The 18,373-nt window shown below is 63.8% G+C and carries 14 protein-coding genes; 9 read left to right on the top strand and 5 right to left on the bottom strand.

What is annotated here, in order from left to right; genetic code table 11:
* Positions 1–46: 46 nt before the first annotated feature.
* A complete protein-coding gene (locus ACN0X9_RS00985) occupies positions 47–1,219 on the top strand; it encodes an acetyl-CoA C-acyltransferase (RefSeq protein ID WP_417485769.1) in 1,173 nt (390 codons plus the stop codon).
* 88 nt (positions 1,220–1,307) lie between these two features.
* On the opposite strand, the gene ACN0X9_RS00980 is transcribed toward ACN0X9_RS00985, so the two are convergent.
* Together ACN0X9_RS00980 and proB are read right to left on the bottom strand one after the other, a co-directional pair.
* Positions 1,308–2,225, bottom strand: a complete 918-nt coding sequence (locus ACN0X9_RS00980) for an acyl-CoA thioesterase (RefSeq protein ID WP_417485768.1) — start codon at positions 2,223–2,225, stop codon at positions 1,308–1,310.
* A 94-nt stretch (positions 2,226–2,319) separates the two neighbouring features.
* The gene (gene proB, locus ACN0X9_RS00975) at positions 2,320–3,477 is read right to left on the bottom strand and encodes a glutamate 5-kinase (protein WP_417485767.1); all 1,158 of its coding nucleotides are present in this window, start codon (positions 3,475–3,477) and stop codon (positions 2,320–2,322) included.
* A 321-nt stretch (positions 3,478–3,798) separates the two neighbouring features.
* Here proB and ACN0X9_RS00970 point away from each other — a divergent pair, with 321 nt between their 5' ends.
* The 3 genes from ACN0X9_RS00970 to ACN0X9_RS00960 all read left to right on the top strand — a co-directional run bounded on the left by ACN0X9_RS00970 (position 3,799) and on the right by ACN0X9_RS00960 (position 7,589).
* Positions 3,799–4,578 (top strand): pyrroline-5-carboxylate reductase family protein, encoded by a 780-nt coding sequence (locus tag ACN0X9_RS00970; RefSeq protein ID WP_417485766.1) that lies wholly within the window; start codon positions 3,799–3,801, stop codon positions 4,576–4,578.
* A 45-nt stretch (positions 4,579–4,623) separates the two neighbouring features.
* The gene (locus ACN0X9_RS00965) at positions 4,624–5,880 is read left to right on the top strand and encodes a glutamate-5-semialdehyde dehydrogenase (RefSeq protein ID WP_417485765.1); all 1,257 of its coding nucleotides are present in this window, start codon (positions 4,624–4,626) and stop codon (positions 5,878–5,880) included.
* Between the two features lie 83 nt (positions 5,881–5,963).
* On the top strand, positions 5,964–7,589 hold the full coding sequence (locus tag ACN0X9_RS00960) for a sodium:solute symporter family transporter (RefSeq protein WP_417485764.1): 1,626 nt from the start codon (positions 5,964–5,966) through the stop codon (positions 7,587–7,589).
* Between the two features lie 80 nt (positions 7,590–7,669).
* Here the strand turns inward: ACN0X9_RS00960 and eda are convergent, their stop codons facing one another.
* Positions 7,670–8,299 (bottom strand): bifunctional 4-hydroxy-2-oxoglutarate aldolase/2-dehydro-3-deoxy-phosphogluconate aldolase, encoded by a 630-nt coding sequence (gene eda, locus ACN0X9_RS00955; protein WP_417485763.1) that lies wholly within the window; start codon positions 8,297–8,299, stop codon positions 7,670–7,672.
* Positions 8,296–9,276 carry a glucokinase gene (gene glk, locus ACN0X9_RS00950; protein ID WP_417485762.1) on the bottom strand — a complete coding sequence of 327 codons (981 nt, stop codon included), beginning with the start codon at positions 9,274–9,276 and terminating at the stop codon, positions 8,296–8,298. The genes eda and glk overlap by 4 nt, the downstream gene beginning before the upstream one ends.
* Positions 9,277–9,480: 204 nt before the next feature.
* Between glk and ACN0X9_RS00945 the strand changes: the two genes are divergently transcribed.
* Complete coding sequence (locus ACN0X9_RS00945; RefSeq protein ID WP_417485761.1) at positions 9,481–10,242, top strand: SDR family NAD(P)-dependent oxidoreductase; 762 nt, start codon at positions 9,481–9,483, stop codon at positions 10,240–10,242.
* A gap of 22 nt (positions 10,243–10,264) precedes the next feature.
* Here the strand turns inward: ACN0X9_RS00945 and ACN0X9_RS00940 are convergent, their stop codons facing one another.
* Positions 10,265–12,343 (bottom strand): amidohydrolase family protein, encoded by a 2,079-nt coding sequence (locus tag ACN0X9_RS00940; RefSeq protein WP_417485760.1) that lies wholly within the window; start codon positions 12,341–12,343, stop codon positions 10,265–10,267.
* Between the two features lie 296 nt (positions 12,344–12,639).
* Here ACN0X9_RS00940 and ACN0X9_RS00935 point away from each other — a divergent pair, with 296 nt between their 5' ends.
* Genes ACN0X9_RS00935 through fdhD form a run of 4 tightly spaced genes read left to right on the top strand, consistent with a single transcriptional unit; the run spans position 12,640 to position 18,234 of the window.
* The gene (locus ACN0X9_RS00935) at positions 12,640–13,044 is read left to right on the top strand and encodes an NAD(P)H-dependent oxidoreductase subunit E (RefSeq protein ID WP_417485759.1); all 405 of its coding nucleotides are present in this window, start codon (positions 12,640–12,642) and stop codon (positions 13,042–13,044) included.
* Positions 13,041–14,579 (top strand): formate dehydrogenase beta subunit, encoded by a 1,539-nt coding sequence (locus tag ACN0X9_RS00930; RefSeq protein ID WP_417485758.1) that lies wholly within the window; start codon positions 13,041–13,043, stop codon positions 14,577–14,579. Before ACN0X9_RS00935 ends, ACN0X9_RS00930 begins: the two co-directional genes overlap by 4 nt.
* Before the next feature lie 9 nt (positions 14,580–14,588).
* Positions 14,589–17,444 (top strand): formate dehydrogenase subunit alpha, encoded by a 2,856-nt coding sequence (fdhF, locus tag ACN0X9_RS00925; RefSeq protein ID WP_417485757.1) that lies wholly within the window; start codon positions 14,589–14,591, stop codon positions 17,442–17,444.
* Between the two features lies 1 nt (position 17,445).
* The gene (fdhD, locus tag ACN0X9_RS00920; RefSeq protein WP_417485756.1) at positions 17,446–18,234 is read left to right on the top strand and encodes a formate dehydrogenase accessory sulfurtransferase FdhD; all 789 of its coding nucleotides are present in this window, start codon (positions 17,446–17,448) and stop codon (positions 18,232–18,234) included.
* Positions 18,235–18,373: the final 139 nt, after the last annotated feature.

Genomic DNA, 18,373 nt, shown 5'->3' with positions numbered 1-18,373 from the left:
CGGCTCCCAGCGAGCTCCTGTTTCCGCAAAGCAAAGAGATAGAATCATGCGTGATGCCGTCATCGTCTCCACCGCCCGCACCCCGATCGGCAAGGCCTATCGCGGCGCCTTCAACGCCACCCCGTCACCGACCCTGTGCGGCCACGCCATCGCCTCGGCGGTCGAGCGCTCCAAGGTCGATCCGGCTGAAATCCAGGATGTGATCATCGGCGCCGCCCTGCAGCAGGGCGTGCAGCACACGATCGGCCGCACCGCCGCCCTGCGCGCCGGCCTGCCGGTCACAGTCGCCGGCCAGTCGATGGACCGTCAGTGTTCGTCCGGACTGATGACGATCGCCACCGCGGCGAAACAGGTCATTGTTGACCGCATGGACGTGGTCGTCGCCGGCGGCGTCGAGTCGATCTCGATGGTGCAGACCAAGGAAATGCGCGTGCAGCCGGACCCGGAACTCCTGGCCATGCACAAGGACATCTACATGCCGATGCTGCAGACGGCCGAAATCGTCGCCGACCGCTATGGCATCTCGCGCGAGCGCATGGACGAGTACGGCCTGCAATCCCAGCAGCGCACCGCCGCCGCCCAGGACGCCGGCAAGTTCGACGACGAGATCGTGCCGATGAAGTCGACCAAGATTGTCGTCGACAAGGCAACCGGCGAAACCTCCCAGCAGGAGGTCTTCCTCGAAAAGGATGAAGGCAATCGCCCGACCACCGAGCTGGCCGGCCTGCAGGGCCTGAAGACCGTCATCGAGGGCGGCACCATCACCGCCGGCAATGCCTCGCAGCTGTCCGACGGCGCCTCGGCCTGCGTGGTCATGGAAGCCGAACTTGCTGCCAAGCGCGGCCTGGCACCTCTGGGCCGTTATATGGGCATGGCAGTCGCGGGCACCGAACCGGACGAGATGGGCATCGGCCCGGTCGTCGCCGTCCCGAAACTCCTCGAACGCTTCGGCCTCAAATCGGATGATATCGGCCTGTGGGAGCTGAATGAAGCCTTCGCCGTCCAGGTGCTCTATTGCGCCGACAAGCTGGGCATCCCGGCCGACAAGCTGAACGTCAATGGCGGCGCCATCTCGATCGGCCACCCCTATGGCATGTCCGGCGCCCGCATGGTCGGCCACGCCCTGATCGAGGGCAAGCGCCAGGGCGCCAAATACGTCGTTGTCACCATGTGCGTCGGTGGTGGCATGGGCGCGGCCGGCCTGTTCGAGGTTCTCTAGTCAAACGCCCTCACCACACATGGAAAAGCCGCGCCGGACAATCCGGTGCGGCTTTTTCATGGGGCCAACCGCTCAGACTCGCGGCGCCCTACTCGTCCCGCAGCCGGATCAGGCCTTCCTGCGCCGTGGACGCTACCAGCTTGCCGTCGCGGGTGAAGAGTTGGCCGCGATTGAAGCCACGGGCCGCGCCGGACCAGGGGCTGTCGGTGTCGTAGAGCAGCCAGTCACTCATATCGACATCGTCATGGAACCAGATCGCGTGATCGAGGCTGGCGGATTGCATCTTGCGGGTCATCCAGCTGACGCCGTGCGGCTGCATGCAGGTGCTAAGCAACGCCATGTCCGACGCGAATGCGAGAATGGCGCGGTTCATGATCTGGTCGCCGGTTGCCAGGTCAGTGGCCCGAATCCAGATCTGGCGCCGCGGTTCGCGCTTGCGCGGATCAAGCGGCGACCAGGGATCGACCGGACGCATTTCGATCGGCCGCGGTCGGGTCATGAACCGATAGAAGGGCTCGGGAATCTGGTCCTTCATCTTGCGCAGCAGCTCGACTTCGGTCGGCAGATCGTCGGGCATGGGGACGTCACCCAGGTCGACCTGGTGTGTCAGACCTGTCTCCGGCTTCTGGAACGAGGCCGTCATGTTGAGGATGGGCTTGCCGCGCTGCATGGCGATGACGCGACGGTTCGAGAAACTGCCACCATCATAGTCGCGCTCAACACGGTAGATGATCGGGAAGTCCTCGTCGCCCGGGCGCATGAAATAAGCGTGCAACGAATGGACATGCCGCTCGGGATCAACCGATGCCACGGCGGACTTCAATGCCTGGGCAATGACCTGGCCGCCGAAAACCCGGCCGCGGCCGCCAGGATTGCGGCGCCCACGATACAGGTCGACATCGATCTCCTCGACATCAAGAAGATGGACCAGACCGGCCGCCAACTCCGCCGGCGTGACTTTCCGGCGCTCCTCCTTGTCGTCCTTCGACGTATCAATCTCAGCCATACAGGGCGCCCTCAACAGATCCTTTGCACGAGGCCAATTCTGGACCGCGCGCGCACAAATTTCCAGCTTCGGGTACGCTGTTCAGCAGATCAGGTCAGGAGGCGACAATGCGCAGCGACTTGGTCGGCGCATCCCACGGCAAATGCTGGGAATCAAGAATGACCATATTGTCCCGGTTCACGATTTCCGGCCGGGCATTGTAGCCCAACAACTCCTTGACCGAATGATCGGTGTGGCGCGCCAGCATCATGGTCTCGTCGGAAGAGAAGTTGGTCAGACCGCGCGCAACCTCATCACCGCTCTCCGAGTAGATGTGCAGGACATCGCCCTTGGTGAACGCGCCATGGATCTTCACCACATCCTCGTGACTGACCCCGGTTGCGCTGGTCTTCAGCGCCGCCGCGGCAGCATCCGTCAGCACGAGACCGCCGGCGCGATGCAGGCGATTGGTCAACCAAACTGCCCAGGACGATGCCGGCGTTCCCTTGGCGACACATTTGGTATGCCGACGCTCGCCGCTCAGGACCGCAGAAACCGGGCGGTCGATCGTGCCCTCGGCGATCAGGGTGGTACACCCGGCATTCTGGGCCAGATTGGCCGCCTGGATCTTGGTCAGCATGCCACCCGAGCCGAGCGAACTCGTGCCGGAGGTGACTTCCAGATACTCGGTCACGTCCTCGATGGTGTCGACAAACTGCGCCTCAGGATCAGATGGATCGCGATCATACAGCCCGTCGATGCTGGTCAGGATGATGAGATGATCGGCCTGGATCATCTGCGCGACACTCGCGGCAAGACGGTCATTGTCGCCAACCCGGATCTCTTCGGTAGTCACAGTGTCATTCTCGTTGACGATCGGCATGATGCCGCGCTCGAACAAACGCTGGATCGTGTTCTTTGTGTTGAGGAAGCGACGACGCTCCTCCAGATCGTCCAGCGTCACGAGGATCTGGGCGATATCAAAGCCGTGCTCCTGGGCCACCTGACGGTAGGCATGGAGCAGGAGCGGCTGGCCGCACGCTGCGGCCGCCTGCTTGTCGAGTACGCCCGCCTCCTCCGGCGAGGTCTTGATCGCATTGAGTCCCAGCGCCACGGCACCGGATGACGCCAGCACCACATCATGCCCCTGGTCACGAAGCCGGGCGATGTCCGCCAGCAATTCGTTCATGAAGGCATAGCGAAGTGTCAGTCGGCGATCATTGGCCAACAGGCTTGATCCGATCTTGACGACAATGCGTTGACGCTGGCTCACACGGTTCTCCTCGATAACGCGCCGCTGTTCAATCCGGCGCCAATATTCGGCGCAAACTATTTAGCATTCGAAATTTTTCAACCCCATGACGTGACCAAATATCCGTGAGATGGCTCAGAAGAGCCGGTGCATGGCGTAATTTCTTATACGGCGCAGGCAAGGAGCGCGGCATGCCGCGACCGCATATATAATTTGAATTCGAAATTGTTTTTGGTATAAGCCGCCCAACATCATGCTCGACCTGCCCCGGCGGTTCGGGCATTTTCATGTGAGCAAGGCACTTCCGGCCGGGACTGTCGTCACCAATGGAGCGGACACGGTATGGACATTTTGTTGGTGGGATGCGGAAAGATGGGCGGCGCGATGTTGCGGCGCTGGCTCGATGCCATGCCGGCGCGCTTCACCACCGTGAACCGCAGCGGGCGCGCCCTGCCGCCCGGGACCGAACACGTAACCGGTCCGGACGCGCTGACCGGACGCCGCTTCGATGCCATCATCATCGCGGTCAAGCCGCAACAGATTCCGGATGTCATGCCGGCCTATGCCGGCTTGCTGGCTGATGGCGGTTGCTATGTCTCGATCGCCGCCGGGTTCTCGACGGGATCTCTGGCCAACCTCCTCCACCAAGCCCCGGTGGTCCGTATCATGCCGAACCTACCGGCCCTGATCGGACGCAGCGTCAACGGACTGTTTGCCGGGCCGACCTGTGAACAACACCATCGCGAGCTGGCCGATCAGCTGGCCCGGGCGACCGGCACAGCGGTCTGGCTGGACGACGAGGACGAGCTGGACCGGCTGACAGCCGTCGCAGGCAGCGGGCCGGGATATGTCTTCGAGATCGCGCGCAGTTATATCGCAGCAGCTGAGACTTTGGGCTTCTCGAAGGAAACCGCCCGCTCACTCGTTCTTGAAACCATGGGCGGCGCCATTGAAATGGCAACCCGCTCCGATCAGGACGTCGCAGAACTGCGCAATTCAGTGATGAGCAAGAACGGCACGACCGAGGCGGGCATCAATGTGCTGCGCCGGGATGGCCAGCTCGACGAGCTGCTGCGCGATACGACCCGCGCCGCCTACGACCGGGCGGTCGAGCTTCGCTAATTGCGCGACACGCCCTTCTCAACAACACTCCACCCCAAGGAAACCATGTCAGATCGTATGCAAGCCTATATCGAACAACTCGGCCGTCAGGCCCGTGCCGCCTCCCGCGTTCTCGCGACGGCATCCACGGAGCGCAAGAATGCGGCCCTTGTCGCAGCAGCTGCCGCCCTGCGGATGCGGGCAAACGACCTGCTCGAGGCCAACCGCATCGATGTTGACGGCGTACGCAAGGCCGGCAAGCCGGACGCCTTCATCGACCGTCTGATGCTCGATGGCGAGCGGATCGAAGGCGTCGCCAGTGCCGTCGAGGCGATCGCCACCCTGCCCGACCCGGTCGGTCGCGTCCTCGCCGAAATCGACCGGCCCAATGGCTTGCGGATCGAACGTGTCGCCGTGCCGCTGGGTGTGATCGGCATGATCTACGAGTCGCGCCCGAATGTCGGCGCTGACGCCGGCGCGCTGTGCCTGAAATCCGGCAATGCCGTTATCCTGCGCGGTGGCTCGGAGAGCCTCAATTCAACCCGCATCATCGTCGAATGCATGAAGGAAGGCCTGCGTGAGGCCGACCTTCCGGACGACGCGATCCAGATGATCGACACCGCCAATCGCGACGCCGTCAAACACCTGCTCCAGTGCACGCAATTCGTCGATCTGGTGATCCCGCGCGGCGGCAAGGGACTGGTGACCCTGGTCCGCGACCAGGCCCGCGTACCGACGCTGCTGCACCTGGATGGCAATTGCCACACCTATGTCCACGCCGATGCCGATCTCGACAAGGCAGCCGCCATCATCGAGAACGCGAAACTGCGCCGGACGGGTATCTGCGGTGCCACCGAGAGCCTAGTGATTGATGCCAGTGTCGCCGGGACGCTGCTGCCGCGCCTGCTCGACCGCATGACCGCCTGCGAATTCCGGGGCGACGAGGCCGCCGTCACCATCGACCCGCGCGTGAAGCCGGCCGACGAGGCGGACTGGGATACCGAGTATCTGGATGCCTGCCTGTCGGTGAAGATCGTCGACAGTCTCGAGGCGGGGATCAACCATGTCACCGCCCACTCTTCGGGCCATACCGACGCCATCGTCACCGAAGACGCGGATGCGGCCGCCTGCTTCCTGGCGATGATCGACAGTGCCGTCGTGATGCACAACGCCTCGACCCAGTTCTCCGATGGCGGCGAGTTCGGCATGGGCGCGGAGATCGGCATCGCAACCGGCAAGATGCATGCACGGGGACCTGTGGGTCTCGAGCAGCTGACCTCGTTCAAATACCTGGTGCATGGTGAGGGTCAGACCCGCCCCTGACGGGCCCGACTGCCACTGGCCTTGAGCCAGACGGCAAATTCCTCAATCCTCCACCATCGTTTCGCTGAACCCAAGGCAAGTCCATGGATATTGAAGCTCTTATCTCGCTGGCGCTCTACTTCATCCTGATGATGGCGATCGGGCTCTATGCCTATCGCAAGTCAACCGATGACGTTTCCGGCTACATGCTGGGCGGCCGCCAGTTGCACCCGGCTGTCGCGGCCCTTTCGGCCGGTGCGTCCGACATGTCGGGCTGGATGCTGATGGGCCTGCCGGGCGCCATCCTGCTGACCGGCATGTCGGAAAGCTGGATCGCCATCGGCCTGATGATCGGTGCCTATTTCAACTACAAGCTCGTGGCTCCGCGGCTGCGCGTCTATACCGAGGTAGCCGACGACGCGATCACGATCCCGGACTATTTCGAGAAACGGTTTGCCGACAATTCGCGCCTGCTTCGGGTGATCTCCGCCATCGTCATCGTGCTGTTCTTCACCATCTACACCTCGGCCGGCGTGGTCGCAGGCGGCAAGCTGTTTGAAGCCTCCTTTGGTCTCAACTACCAGATCGGCCTGTTCGTCACCGCCGGCGTGGTCGTGGCCTATACATTGTTCGGTGGTTTCCTCGCGGTCAGCCTGACCGACTTCGTGCAGGGCGTGATCATGTTCCTGGCGCTGGTACTGGTGCCGGTCGTGACGATCATGCAGCTGGGCGGCTTCGGTCCGACCATCGACGCGCTGAGCACGTTGAGTGTCGATGTCAACGGGTGGGAGAAACCCTATCTGTCGATGATCCCGCAAGAGAGCCTCGGCCTCGCGGCGATCGGCATCATCTCGACCATGGCCTGGGGGCTGGGCTATTTCGGCCAGCCGCACATCATTGTGCGCTTCATGGCAGTGAAGTCGCTCAAGGACGTGAAGGTGATGCGCCGGATCGGCATGAGCTGGATGCTGATCACCGTTGTCGGTGCCCTGCTGACCGGTGCCGCCGGCCTCGCCTATGTGAAAAGCCAGGGCATCCAGACGGCTGACGGTCTCAATGTCGCCCGGGTCGTGGAAGCGCCAAACGATGCGACCACCACGATGGGTGAACTGGAGAATATCGACACCACTGGCGCCTTCGCCGATGGCGAGGTGATGCTGCAGGATCAGGAAACCATCTTCATCCTGCTCTCCCAGGTCATTTTCCACCCCTATATCGCCGGCTTCCTGCTGGCGGCGATCCTGGCCGCGATCATGAGTACGATCTCGTCCCAGCTTCTGGTCTCGTCGAGTTCGCTGACGGAAGATTTCTACAAGATCTTCCTGCGGCGCGGCGCCAGCCAGAAAGAGCTGGTTCTGGTCGGACGCCTGTCGGTGCTGGCGGTGTCGCTGGTGGCGATCGGGCTGGCCTTCAATCCGGACAGCAACATCCTTGGCCTCGTTTCAAACGCCTGGGCCGGCTTCGGTGCCGCCTTCGGTCCGGTCATCCTGGTCAGCCTGTTCTGGCGCGGCATGACCCGACTGGGTGCCATCGCCGGCATGATTGCCGGTGCGGTCACGGTGCTGGTCTGGATCTACGGCCTGCAGCTGTCGGGCGTGATGTATGAGATCGTGCCGGGCTTCATCGCCTGTCTTGTGACGCTGTACATTGTCTCCAAGGCGACCGCCAAGCCGGGACCGGATGTCACCGACTATTTCGACGAGATGCACAAGCGCGTCAAAGCCGGATAGTCACGGCTCCTGCCGGACAAAAGAAAGCGGCGGCCCATCGGGTCGCCGCTTTTTTCTTGCCTTGAGACAGGGCTGGAGGATCAGGTCTTCATCGCCGCGGCCGCTGCCGCATTCGCCGTGATCGTGTCCCAGTCACCGGCCTCGATCATCGCGCCTGTGGCAATCCACGACCCGCCGACACAGACCACATTCGGCAGGGCCAGATAGTCCGGCGCCATCTCACGGGTGATCGACCCGGTCGGGCAGAAACGGATGTCCGGCAAGGGGCCGGCGATGGATTTGAGATAGGGACGGCCACCGGCCTGCTCGGCCGGAAAGAATTTCAGGATCTCGAACCCGGCCTCGACCGCGGCCATCGCCTCGCCTGCCGTCGCGACGCCTGGCAGGACCGGAAGGCCCGACGCCAGCAGCGCCGGAATGAGTTGTGGCGACAGTCCTGGCGAAACCAGGAAGTCGGCACCGGCAGCCATGCTGTCCGCGACCTGTTCGGGCGTGCGGATCGTCCCCATGCCGATGATCATGTCCGGCTCGGCAGCCTTCATCGCAGACAGGACGTCCAGCGCAGCCGCCGTGCGCATGGTCATTTCCACCACGCTCAACCCGCCGGCCTTGAGGGCGCGGGCCAGCGGAGCCGCCTTGTCGACATCGCCGACGGTCAGAACGGGGATCACGCTGGCAGCGCGGACGAGCGTTTCAAGTGTGATGGTCATGAGTGGAGACTACCCTGTTCTGCCAGCGCCGCAGCACCGCGCAGGGCGGCGCCGTCGGACTGGATTAGCCGGATCGGAATTTCGGAAACATAGCGTGTCATGGGGCCTCGGCCCAGAAAACGGGATTTGAAGGCGCTCGCCTCAAGCAGGGCCTGGATCCGCGGAAGAATGCCGCCGCCCAGATAGATGCCGGCCCGCGCGCCGGTCAGGACCGCCACATCGCCGGCATATCCGCCCAGCGCGGCACAGAAAAATTCGACCACCCTGGCGCCGGTCGACGCCGGATCAGACAGGGCCTCACGGGTGATGTCCTCGGGACGGTGGCCAGGCCAGGTATCGCCCTCGATCTGGCACAGGGCGCGATGGATATTAACCAGGCCGCGGCCGGACAGAATCCGCTCCCACGACACGAAACCGTATTCGCGGGCCAGCAGACGACCGACCTCGATTTCGATATCTGTGCGCGGCGCAAAGCCGGCATGGCCGCCTTCGGTGGCGATGACCTTGACCGCGTCGCCATCGGGCACCAGCAGGCCCAGACCCAGCCCGGTCCCCGGCCCCAGTACGGCCACCGGCGTTCCTGCAACCGGCCGCCCCGAAGAAATCTCGACAATGTCGGCGCTCGGGGTGAGTGGCGCTCCGCGGGCCTGGGCCTCGAAATCATTGACCGCCATCAGCGCGTCCATGCCCAGCTCACCGCCCAATTCCTTCGGACGGAAGCTCCAGGTCGCATTGGTCAGCTGCACGCGGCCGGCGCGGATTGGCGAGGCGACAGCGAAACAGGCCCGGCCCGGCCGGTCGCCCTCGCAACTCTCCAGATAGGCCATGGCGGCATCACGCAAATGTTCGAAGTCTTCATTCTTCAGACGGCGCACCTGGTCGAGATCAAAGCCGCGCGAGACACTGCCCCGCGCGATGGCGAAACGGGCATTCGTGCCGCCGATATCGGCGACCAGATAGCTCGGTTCATTGCTCATGGCCGGTTCAACCCGCTCCCGGATAGATCAGTCCGTCGGCCATCCGCGGTGCTGGCGCTCGCGACGGCTCTTCTCTTGGCAAACCCTATACGTCATATGTTACCCCTAACATAGCCTTTGATTTCAGCGCGGTCCGGTCCACGTCTTTCCACCGGCGACGGAACAGTCCAGACAGTCGGGCTACACGCGCTACGGAGACCCGCCATGACAGACCTGACCGGTAAAACCATCGCCATCACCGGCGCATCCAGCGGCCTGGGCCAGCATTTCGCACGACTGCTCGCCGGACGCGGCGCAAAGCTGGCCCTGATGGCCCGGCGCACCGACCGGCTCAACACCGAGGTCGACGCCATCCGGGCCGGCGGCGGGGACGCCGTGGCGATTGCCCTGGATGTCACGGACGCCGAGGCCATCGGACCGGCACTCGATCGGGCCGAGGCGGAACTGGGTCCGCTGCAGGTGATGATCAATAATGCCGGTGTTGGAGGCGAAGGCATGGCTCTGGACATCACGCCGGAGCATTTCGACCAGACCTTCGCCGTCAACACCCGTGCCGTCTATTTCGGCGCCCGCGAAGCGGCCAGATGCATGCTGGCCTCCGGCGTCGCCGAAGCGGGTGAGGCACGGATCATCAACATTGCCTCGATCGCCGGACTGACAGTCCTGCCAGGCCTGACCGCCTATTGCGCGTCCAAGGCCGCCGTCATCTCGATGACTAAGGGACTGGCCCGCGAATGGGCCCGGCAACACATCGCGGTCAACGCGATCTGCCCCGGCTATATCGAAACCGAGATCAACGCCCACTGGTTCGCCACCGAAGGCGGAAAGAAGGCCATCGCACGCCTGCCCCGCAAACGCCTGATGGACATCACCGCACTGGATGACGCCCTTCTGATGCTCGCCGGCCCGGCAGCCGGATCAATTACCGGTACCGCCATCACCATCGATGACGGGCAGGTGCTCTAGCGCCCGGCTCGAGGCCGGTCGGTCAGCGCGGCTGGCTGACCGAAGGCACGTCGGTGAATGGCAGGATACCGAACTCCGGATAGATCTCCGTCGGGTAGTAGAAAGTACCATTGGCCGACACCAGGGCGATCGTCTTCAGATCCTTGAAGTCTGACGTCGGATCACCGGGCACGAGGAAGAAATCGGCCAGCATGCCGGGAGCGATCGTTCCCAGCTCGTCGTCCACGCCCAGATACTCGGCCATCCCATGGCTGCCCCAGGCGATGATCTCGGCCGGGGTCATGCCGATATTCTGGTACAGTTCGAGTTCGCGATGGTGGGCGAAAGAGCCGCCAAGGTCGGTGCCCGGCACGATGAACACGCCGGCATCGCGCATCATGCGCAGGGTCTGCGTGATCTGGTCGAAGGCACCGCGATAATTGGCGTCATCCTCGTCCGTAGCAATGTCGGCCCAGGCGCTGCGAGCCCCACGCTGGGTCTCGACCGGCATGTGGTCGATATAATCGACAACACCCGGCGACACCTCTCCATTGCGCGACAGGAGCAGCGCTTCGTGGATGGCATAGGTCGGGTCAATGGCGACCCCATTGGCCACCATCGCATCGATCGTGTTGCGAACCGCGTCGCTTTCCAGATCAAAGGCAGGCAGGCGACGCAGCGCGGTCAGGCGCAGCAGGGAGCGTGTGTCCTCACCTTCTTCCAGCACCCAGCCCAGCATCACCTGGTTGATATGGGTCATCTCGTCATAGCCGGCGGCAATCATGGCGTCGGCATTGGTGAAGGCAGGCACATGACCGGCAACGCGCAGACCATTGGCGTGCGCCGCTTCGATGACGGCCGGAATCCAGTCCGGGTTCATCGAGTTGTAGACCTTCACCTGGATGTAGTCACCGCTGGCCGCATAGGTCTCAACGGCGGCGACGGCTTCGGCCTCGGTTTCCACCAGGATGCCATTATTCGAGCTGAACGGGCTGCGACCTTCGATGAAGCCGCTGCGGTGCACACGCGGGCCGGCCACTTCACCCGCCTCGATACGGGTGATCAGCTCGCCCAGAACCTCATTATTATTGCCCATGTCGCGGACGCTGGTCACGCCGGCAGCGATATTGAGGAAGGCGCTGGTTTCGCCCATATGGGCATGCATCTCGAACAGGCCGGGGATCAGCGACCCGCCCGCGCCGTCGATTTCGGTCTCACCCGGCTGTGTCGCGACATCGAGCGCGTCGATCGCCGAAATCCGGTCACCGTCAACCACAACCGATACCGGCTCACCCAGGGCAAGTGTCTCCGGATCGAAAACCCGGACATTCCGGATCCGGACCGGGCCATCATAGTGATGCGCCACGCGGGACTGGATCTCGGCAAAGCGACTTGCGCCATAGCCGGCTGCGAGCGAACGCAGACGTTCGTCCTCGGCCTCATAACCGGCTTCGAGGATGGCGAAGCCGGGCGTGATCAAACCGAAGAAAGCCGGCCCGTCCATCAGAAAGTAGGTCGGGTTTTCACTGGTTCCGGACAGGCCGTAGGCTGTCACGTCGCGGCTCGCCTCGCCATTGCTGACGCTCAGCTGGTCAACCTCGGACAGGCGCAGCTCGCCACCCGGAATGGCCGCCATCGACATGTCGTCGCGCGCCAGCAGGGCGCGGGCGGCAATCGCCAACCAATAGGGGCTGGCATCCTGCGGCACATAAAAGGCGTCGCCATCGGGAATGGCCTGGTCGCTGCCGGTCGCATCGCGCCAGCGCGCCTCGCTGTCGATGTATTCGAAGCTCTCATCGATCGGATTGCCGAAAGTCGAGGCCCCGGAAATTGTCCAGTCGACAGGCAGGCCACGCTCATCGAGCGTGACATTTTCGGTGATCGTCGGACCGCGGCCATTATTGCGGTATTCGAACTCGACCGCATAACCATTGTCGGTCGGCTGGATGTCCATGCCGCCGATCTCGGTTCCACCGACAAGGACGGTGAAGCGCGTGGCTTCCGGTGCGCCCTGGACGGTCGACGAAACCTCGTCGGTCGTTCCGTTTTCAACCGGCGGGCTGCACGCCGCCAGCGTAGCAATGGCCATACCGGCCCAGATCGATTTCATGGTCATGGACATTGCTGTCTCCCCCGAGGCAAATCCTGATGTCGAGGGTTAGCATCGTTTCCCGGGCCTGTCTTCACGACCGTTCTGCTCGCCGTCGATACCGACCGGAGCGGCCTGTTTGCCGGCGACAGGCCAATGCAAGGAAGATTTGGGTACCGCGCACTGTCACGTCATAATAGCGTGCGATTGAAGGCGGCAATCGGGGAGGTCGGCGCCACACCATGCCAATGTTGATCGATACAATCGATAATCCTGATGCTCGCGCGGCGTGCGCTCGACATTCGAACCGCCCTGACTCCCTGATTGAGGTGCTGCACCAGCTTCAGGCGACGGTTGGTCACGTCTCGGACAGCGCCATAGCCACCATCGCTGATGCACTCAACCTCAGCCGCGCCGAAGTGCTGGGTGTGGTCAGTTTCTACCATGACTTCCGCCGCCAGCCCGGGGCCGCCCACACCCTCAAGATCTGCAGGGCGGAAGCCTGCCAGGCAGCCGGCGCGGATAGCGTGGCTGCCGAGATTGAAACAAGGCTGGCGATCCGCGCGTCCGCCGGTAACCGGACGGCCATCGACCTTCGCCCTGTCTACTGCCTCGGCAATTGCGCCCTGGGTCCGGCGGCAATGCTGGACAACCGCCCGATCGGCCGGTTGACCACCGAACGTGCCCTGGCCGCTCTGGACGGGCTGGACATACGCGCTGGAGACGGCGAATGAGCGGCACCGTCCAACGCATTCTTGTCCCAGGCGATTCAGCCGCTCGATCCGTCGGCGCGGACGAGGTCGCCTCACACCTGGCCCATGTTCTGCCCGCCGACACAGCCATCATCCGGAACGGGTCCCGAGGCCTGTTCTGGCTGGAGCCGCTGATCGAGGTCGAGCGGAACGGCCAGCGCCTCGGTTTCGGACCGGTGACAGCCGACGATGTGGACTCGCTCGTCGCCGCCGACTTCCCCGCCAGCGGACACCCGCTCGCCCTGGGTCCGGTCGAGACAATCCCGCAACTGGCCAAACAGCAACGCCTGATCTTTGCCCGCTGCGGCCTCGACGACCCGCTGGACTTGTCGACCTACAAGGCCGGTGGCGGGCTCGCCGGCCTGTCCAAGGCCCGAGCTCTGGCACCGGACGCCATCATCGAAGCGGTCAAGACGTCGGGACTGAGAGGACGCGGCGGCGCCGGCTTCCCCGCCGGCATCAAGTGGGAAACCGCTGCCAAGGCGACAGGTGACGCGACCTATTTGTGTTGCAACGCCGATGAGGGTGACAGCGGCACCTACGCCGACCGCCTGTTGATGGAAGGCGATCCCTTCACCCTGATTGAAGGCATGTGCATCGCCGCCCGGGCCATCGGTGCAACTCACGGGCTGGTCTATCTGCGCTCGGAATACCCCGACGCCATCCGCACTCTCAAAGCCGCCATCGGGGTCTGGCGCGAGGCCGGGCTGTTCGAGGGCCTGTCCGCTGGCGACCGGTTCGACATCGAGGTCCGCACGGGCGCCGGTGCCTATATCTGCGGCGAAGAAAGCTCGATGCTCAACAGCCTCGAGGGCAAGCGCGGCGAAGTACGCGCCAAGCCGCCCATCCCCGCCATATCCGGCCTGTTTGGTCAGCCGACCATCGTCAACAATGTGCTGACGCTCGCCAGCGTGCCATGGATCCTCGAGCATGGCGGCGAAGCCTATCGGGATTTCGGTACCGACCGGTCACGCGGCACGCAAGCCTTCCAGCTGGCCGGCGACATCAAGCAGGGCGCGCTTGTCGAGCTGGCCTTCGGTGTCTCATTGCGCACCCTGATCGAGGAGTTTGGCGGCGGTACGCGGTCCGGGCGGCCGCTGCGCGCGGTGCAGGTCGGCGGCCCCTTGGGGGCCTATTTGGCCGACGCCGATCTGGATGTCGCGATGGATTATGAGGCTCTGGCCGCGATTGGTGGTATGCTGGGTCATGGCGGGGTCGTGGTGTTCAACGACACGGTCGACATGGCGCGGCAAGCCCGCTTCGCGATGGAGTTCTGCGCCATCGAGAGCTGCGGCAAGTGCACGCCGTGCCGGGTCGGCGCCACACGCGGCCGCGAGACACTGGACAGGATCATCGCCGGCGAGGATGTGGCCGAAAACCTCGCTTTGGTCGAAGACCTTTGCGAGCTGATGACCGACGGGTCGCTGTGCGCCATGGGCGGGCTGACCCCGATGCCGGTGCGAAGCGCCATCGAACGCTTCCCCGAAGACTTCACCCGTCCATTGGCCGCCGAGTAGGAGATCTTCATGCCACTCGACAAGGACATTGATTTCGGAACGCCGGCACCACGCAAGCCGGCCGGGACCGTCCGTTTGGAAATTGACGGGTTTGAAGTCTCCGTGCCCGAGGGCACCAGCGTCATGCGGGCCGCCTCGACCCTGGGCACCCAGATCCCGAAACTGTGTGCAACCGACAGTCTGAAGGCCTTCGGCTCCTGCCGGCTCTGCCTGGTCGAGATCGATGGCAAGCGCGGCACGCCAGCCTCCTGCACCACGCCGGTCGAGCCGGGCATGAAAGTCACCACCCAGTCTGACCGCCTGGCGCGCCTGCGCCGCGGCGTGATGGAGCTCTATATCTCCGACCACCCGCTCGATTGCCTGACCTGCTCGGACAATGGCGATTGCGAACTGCAGGACATGGCGGGCGCGGTCGGCCTGCGCGATGTCCGCTATGGCCTCGCCGGCGAGAACCATGGCGGCCAGGAGAAAGACGTCTCCAACCCCTATTTCGACTTCGAGCCGTCCAAATGCATCGTCTGCTCACGATGTGTCCGGGCCTGCGACGAGGTCCAGGGCACCCTGGCGCTGACCGTCGAGGGGCGCGGTTTCGACTCGCACATCTCGGTCGGCGGCCCGGACTTCTTCAACTCCGAATGCGTTTCCTGCGGCGCCTGTGTCCAGGCCTGCCCGACCGCCACCCTGCAGGAGAAGACTGTCGTCGAGCACGGCGTGCCGGACCGGACGGTGAAGACGACCTGCGCCTATTGCGGAGTTGGCTGCTCCTTCAAGGCCGAGCTGAAGGGCAATCAGGTCATCCGCATGGTGCCGGACAAGGATGGCAAGGCCAATCACGGGCATTCCTGCGTCAAGGGGCGCTTTGCCTGGGGCTATGCCTCGCATGCCGACCGCATCACCGCGCCGATGATCCGCGACAACATTGACGAGCCCTGGCGGGAAGTATCGTGGGATGAAGCCATCGGTTTCGCGGCGGATCGCCTGAAAACGACCCAGGCCAAGCATGGGCGCAAGTCGATCGGCGCCATCTCGTCCTCACGCTGCACGATCGAGGAAGTCTGGCTGGTCCAGCGCATGGTGCGCGCCGCCTTCGCCAACAACAATATCGATACCTGCGCCCGGGTCTGCCATTCGCCGACCGGCTATGGCCTGAAGGAAACCTATGGAACCTCCGCCGGCACCCAGGATTTCGACAGTGTCGAAGAAGCCGACGTCATACTGCTGATCGGCGCCAACCCCACCGACGCGCATCCGGTTTTCGCCTCGCAGATGAAGCGTCGCCTGCGCGAGGGCGCCAGGCTGATTATCGCCGACCCGCGCGCCATTGACCTCGTTCGCACACCGCATATCGAAGCGGCGCACCATCTGGCGCTGCAGCCCGGAACCAATGTCGCCCTGGTCAATGCACTCGCCCATGTCGCCGCCAGCGAAGGCCTGCTGGACGAGGCCTTCATCGCCGAGCGCTGCGAGACCGACAGCTTCGCCGACTGGCTCGACTTCATCCGAGACGACGCGAACTCGCCGGAAGCCGCGGCCGCGATCACCGGTGTACCGGCGGACGACATCCGCGCAGCGGCCCGTCTCTATGCCGGCGGCGGCAAGGCGGCGATCTATTACGGGCTGGGCGTGACCGAACACAGCCAGGGCTCGACCATGGTCATGGGCATGGCCAATCTGGCGATGGCGACGGGCAATATCGGGCGGCGCGGCGTTGGCGTGAACCCGCTGCGCGGCCAGAACAATGTCCAGGGCTCATGCGACATGGGCTCCTTCCCGCATGAATTCCCCGGCTACCGCCATGTCAGCGATGATGCGACCCGGGCGATTTTCGAAACGGCATGGAAACGCCCCCAGGACGCCGAGCCAGGCCTGCGCATTCCCAACATGTTCGACGAGGCCTGCGGCGGGACCTTCAAGGGGCTCTATGTGCAGGGCGAGGACATTGCCCAGTCCGACCCGAACACCCAGCATGTCGAGGCGGCCCTGCGGGCGCTGGACATCCTGATCGTGCAGGACCTTTTCCTCAACGAGACCGCCCGCTTCGCCCACGTCTTCCTGCCCGGCACCTCCTTCCTCGAGAAGGATGGCTGTTTCATCAATGCCGAGCGCCGGATCAACCGGGTTCGCCCGGCCATTCCCGTCAAGACCGGGATGGCCGAATGGGAGGTCACCCAGGCCCTGACCCAGGCGATGGGATACGGTGAGACAGCTTTCTCAAGCAGCGCCGAGATCATGGACGAGATCGCCGCCCTGACGCCGACTTTCGCCGATGTCTCCCATGCGCGGCTGGATCGCGATGGCAGTGTGCAATGGCCCTGCAACGAGGCCGCACCACTGGGCACGCCGATCATGCATGTTGACGGCTTCGTGCGAGGCAAGGGGCATTTCGTTGTCACCGAATTCGTGCCGACGACCGAGCGGACCAACCGCAAATTCCCGCTGATCCTGACAACCGGGCGCATACTCAGCCAGTACAATGTCGGCGCCCAGTCGCGGCGGACCGAGAATGCCCGCTGGCATGACGAGGATGTGCTGGAACTGCATCCCAGCGATGCCGAAGCGCGAGGAATTCGGGACGGGCACTGGGTCTCGGTGCGCAGCCGCAAGGGCGAGACCACCCTGCGCGCCCGCCATTCCGAGCGCATGGCGCCCGGCGTCGTCTATACAACCTTCCACCACCCTGAAACCGGCGCCAATGTGGTGACGACCGAGAATTCCGACTGGGCGACCAGCTGCCCGGAATACAAGGTCACCGCAGTCGAGGTGGCGCCGGCCAACCACCGGTCTTCCTGGCAGGAGGAGCACGCTGGTTCGTCCCGTCAGGCGCGTCGTATCAAGCGCGACGATCATGTCGAACCGGCCGAGTAAGATGCCGCATATCACCGAGCGTGGCAGCTCGGCACCGTCATCCCGGCCTGCAAGACTGGCCGATGGCACGGCCTGGTCTGTGGCCGAAGAACTGCCGGTGGCGATCATCTACAATCGCCGCAATTACGCCGTCATGCTGGCGACCCCGTCCGACATCGCCGACTTCGCGATCGGCTTCTCGCTATCGGAAGGCATCGTGACGCGCCTCGGGGACATCGAGGCCATCGAGATCATCAATCAGGACATCGGCATTGATCTGCACATTGAACTGGTCCCGGATCGTCTGGAGAGGCTGGAGATTGTCCACCGGCGCCGCAATCTGCCCGGCCGCGCCGGGTGCGGACTGTGTGGACTGGAAAATGCCGAAACCCTGATCACGCCGCTGCCACGTGTCTCCCCTGCGCCAGTCGAGCTGTCCTGTGACGCGCTGGCAAAGGCGATGGCGTCCCTCACGGACTGTCAGCCCTTGAACTCGCAAACGCGTTCAGTCCACGCCGCCGCCTGGTGCAACGCAACCGGCGACATCCTCATCACGCGCGAAGATGTCGGCCGCCACAATGCGCTCGACAAACTCATCGGTGCCAATGCCCGGAACGGCGTCGATCACACGGCCGGATTTCTGGTCATGTCCAGTCGCTGTTCCTACGAGTTGATCGAAAAGGCCGCGCGCGCCGGAATCCCGGCGCTGGCCAGCATTTCGGCTCCGACCGCCTTTGCCCTCCGCAAGGCCGCTGAAGCCAATATCCGTCTCTACGCCCGCAGCGGTACCGGCTTTGTCGCCCTGGATTGACCGGTCGGCCAGGTTGATTAGTGGACATATCTATAGCTATTGGAAATTAAATTGATTGGATCAATTCGCCCCGATTTGAGATGATACTCCCGCTGCCGCTCATCCGGGCGGAGGCAGACGATCAATCCAGATTGGAGCA

Source organism: Maricaulis sp., assembly GCF_048268525.1.
In the GTDB taxonomy this organism is placed as follows: domain Bacteria; phylum Pseudomonadota; class Alphaproteobacteria; order Caulobacterales; family Maricaulaceae; genus Maricaulis.
Note: the sequence above shows the minus strand (reverse complement) of the source record. Positions and strands in the feature narration are given on the sequence as shown.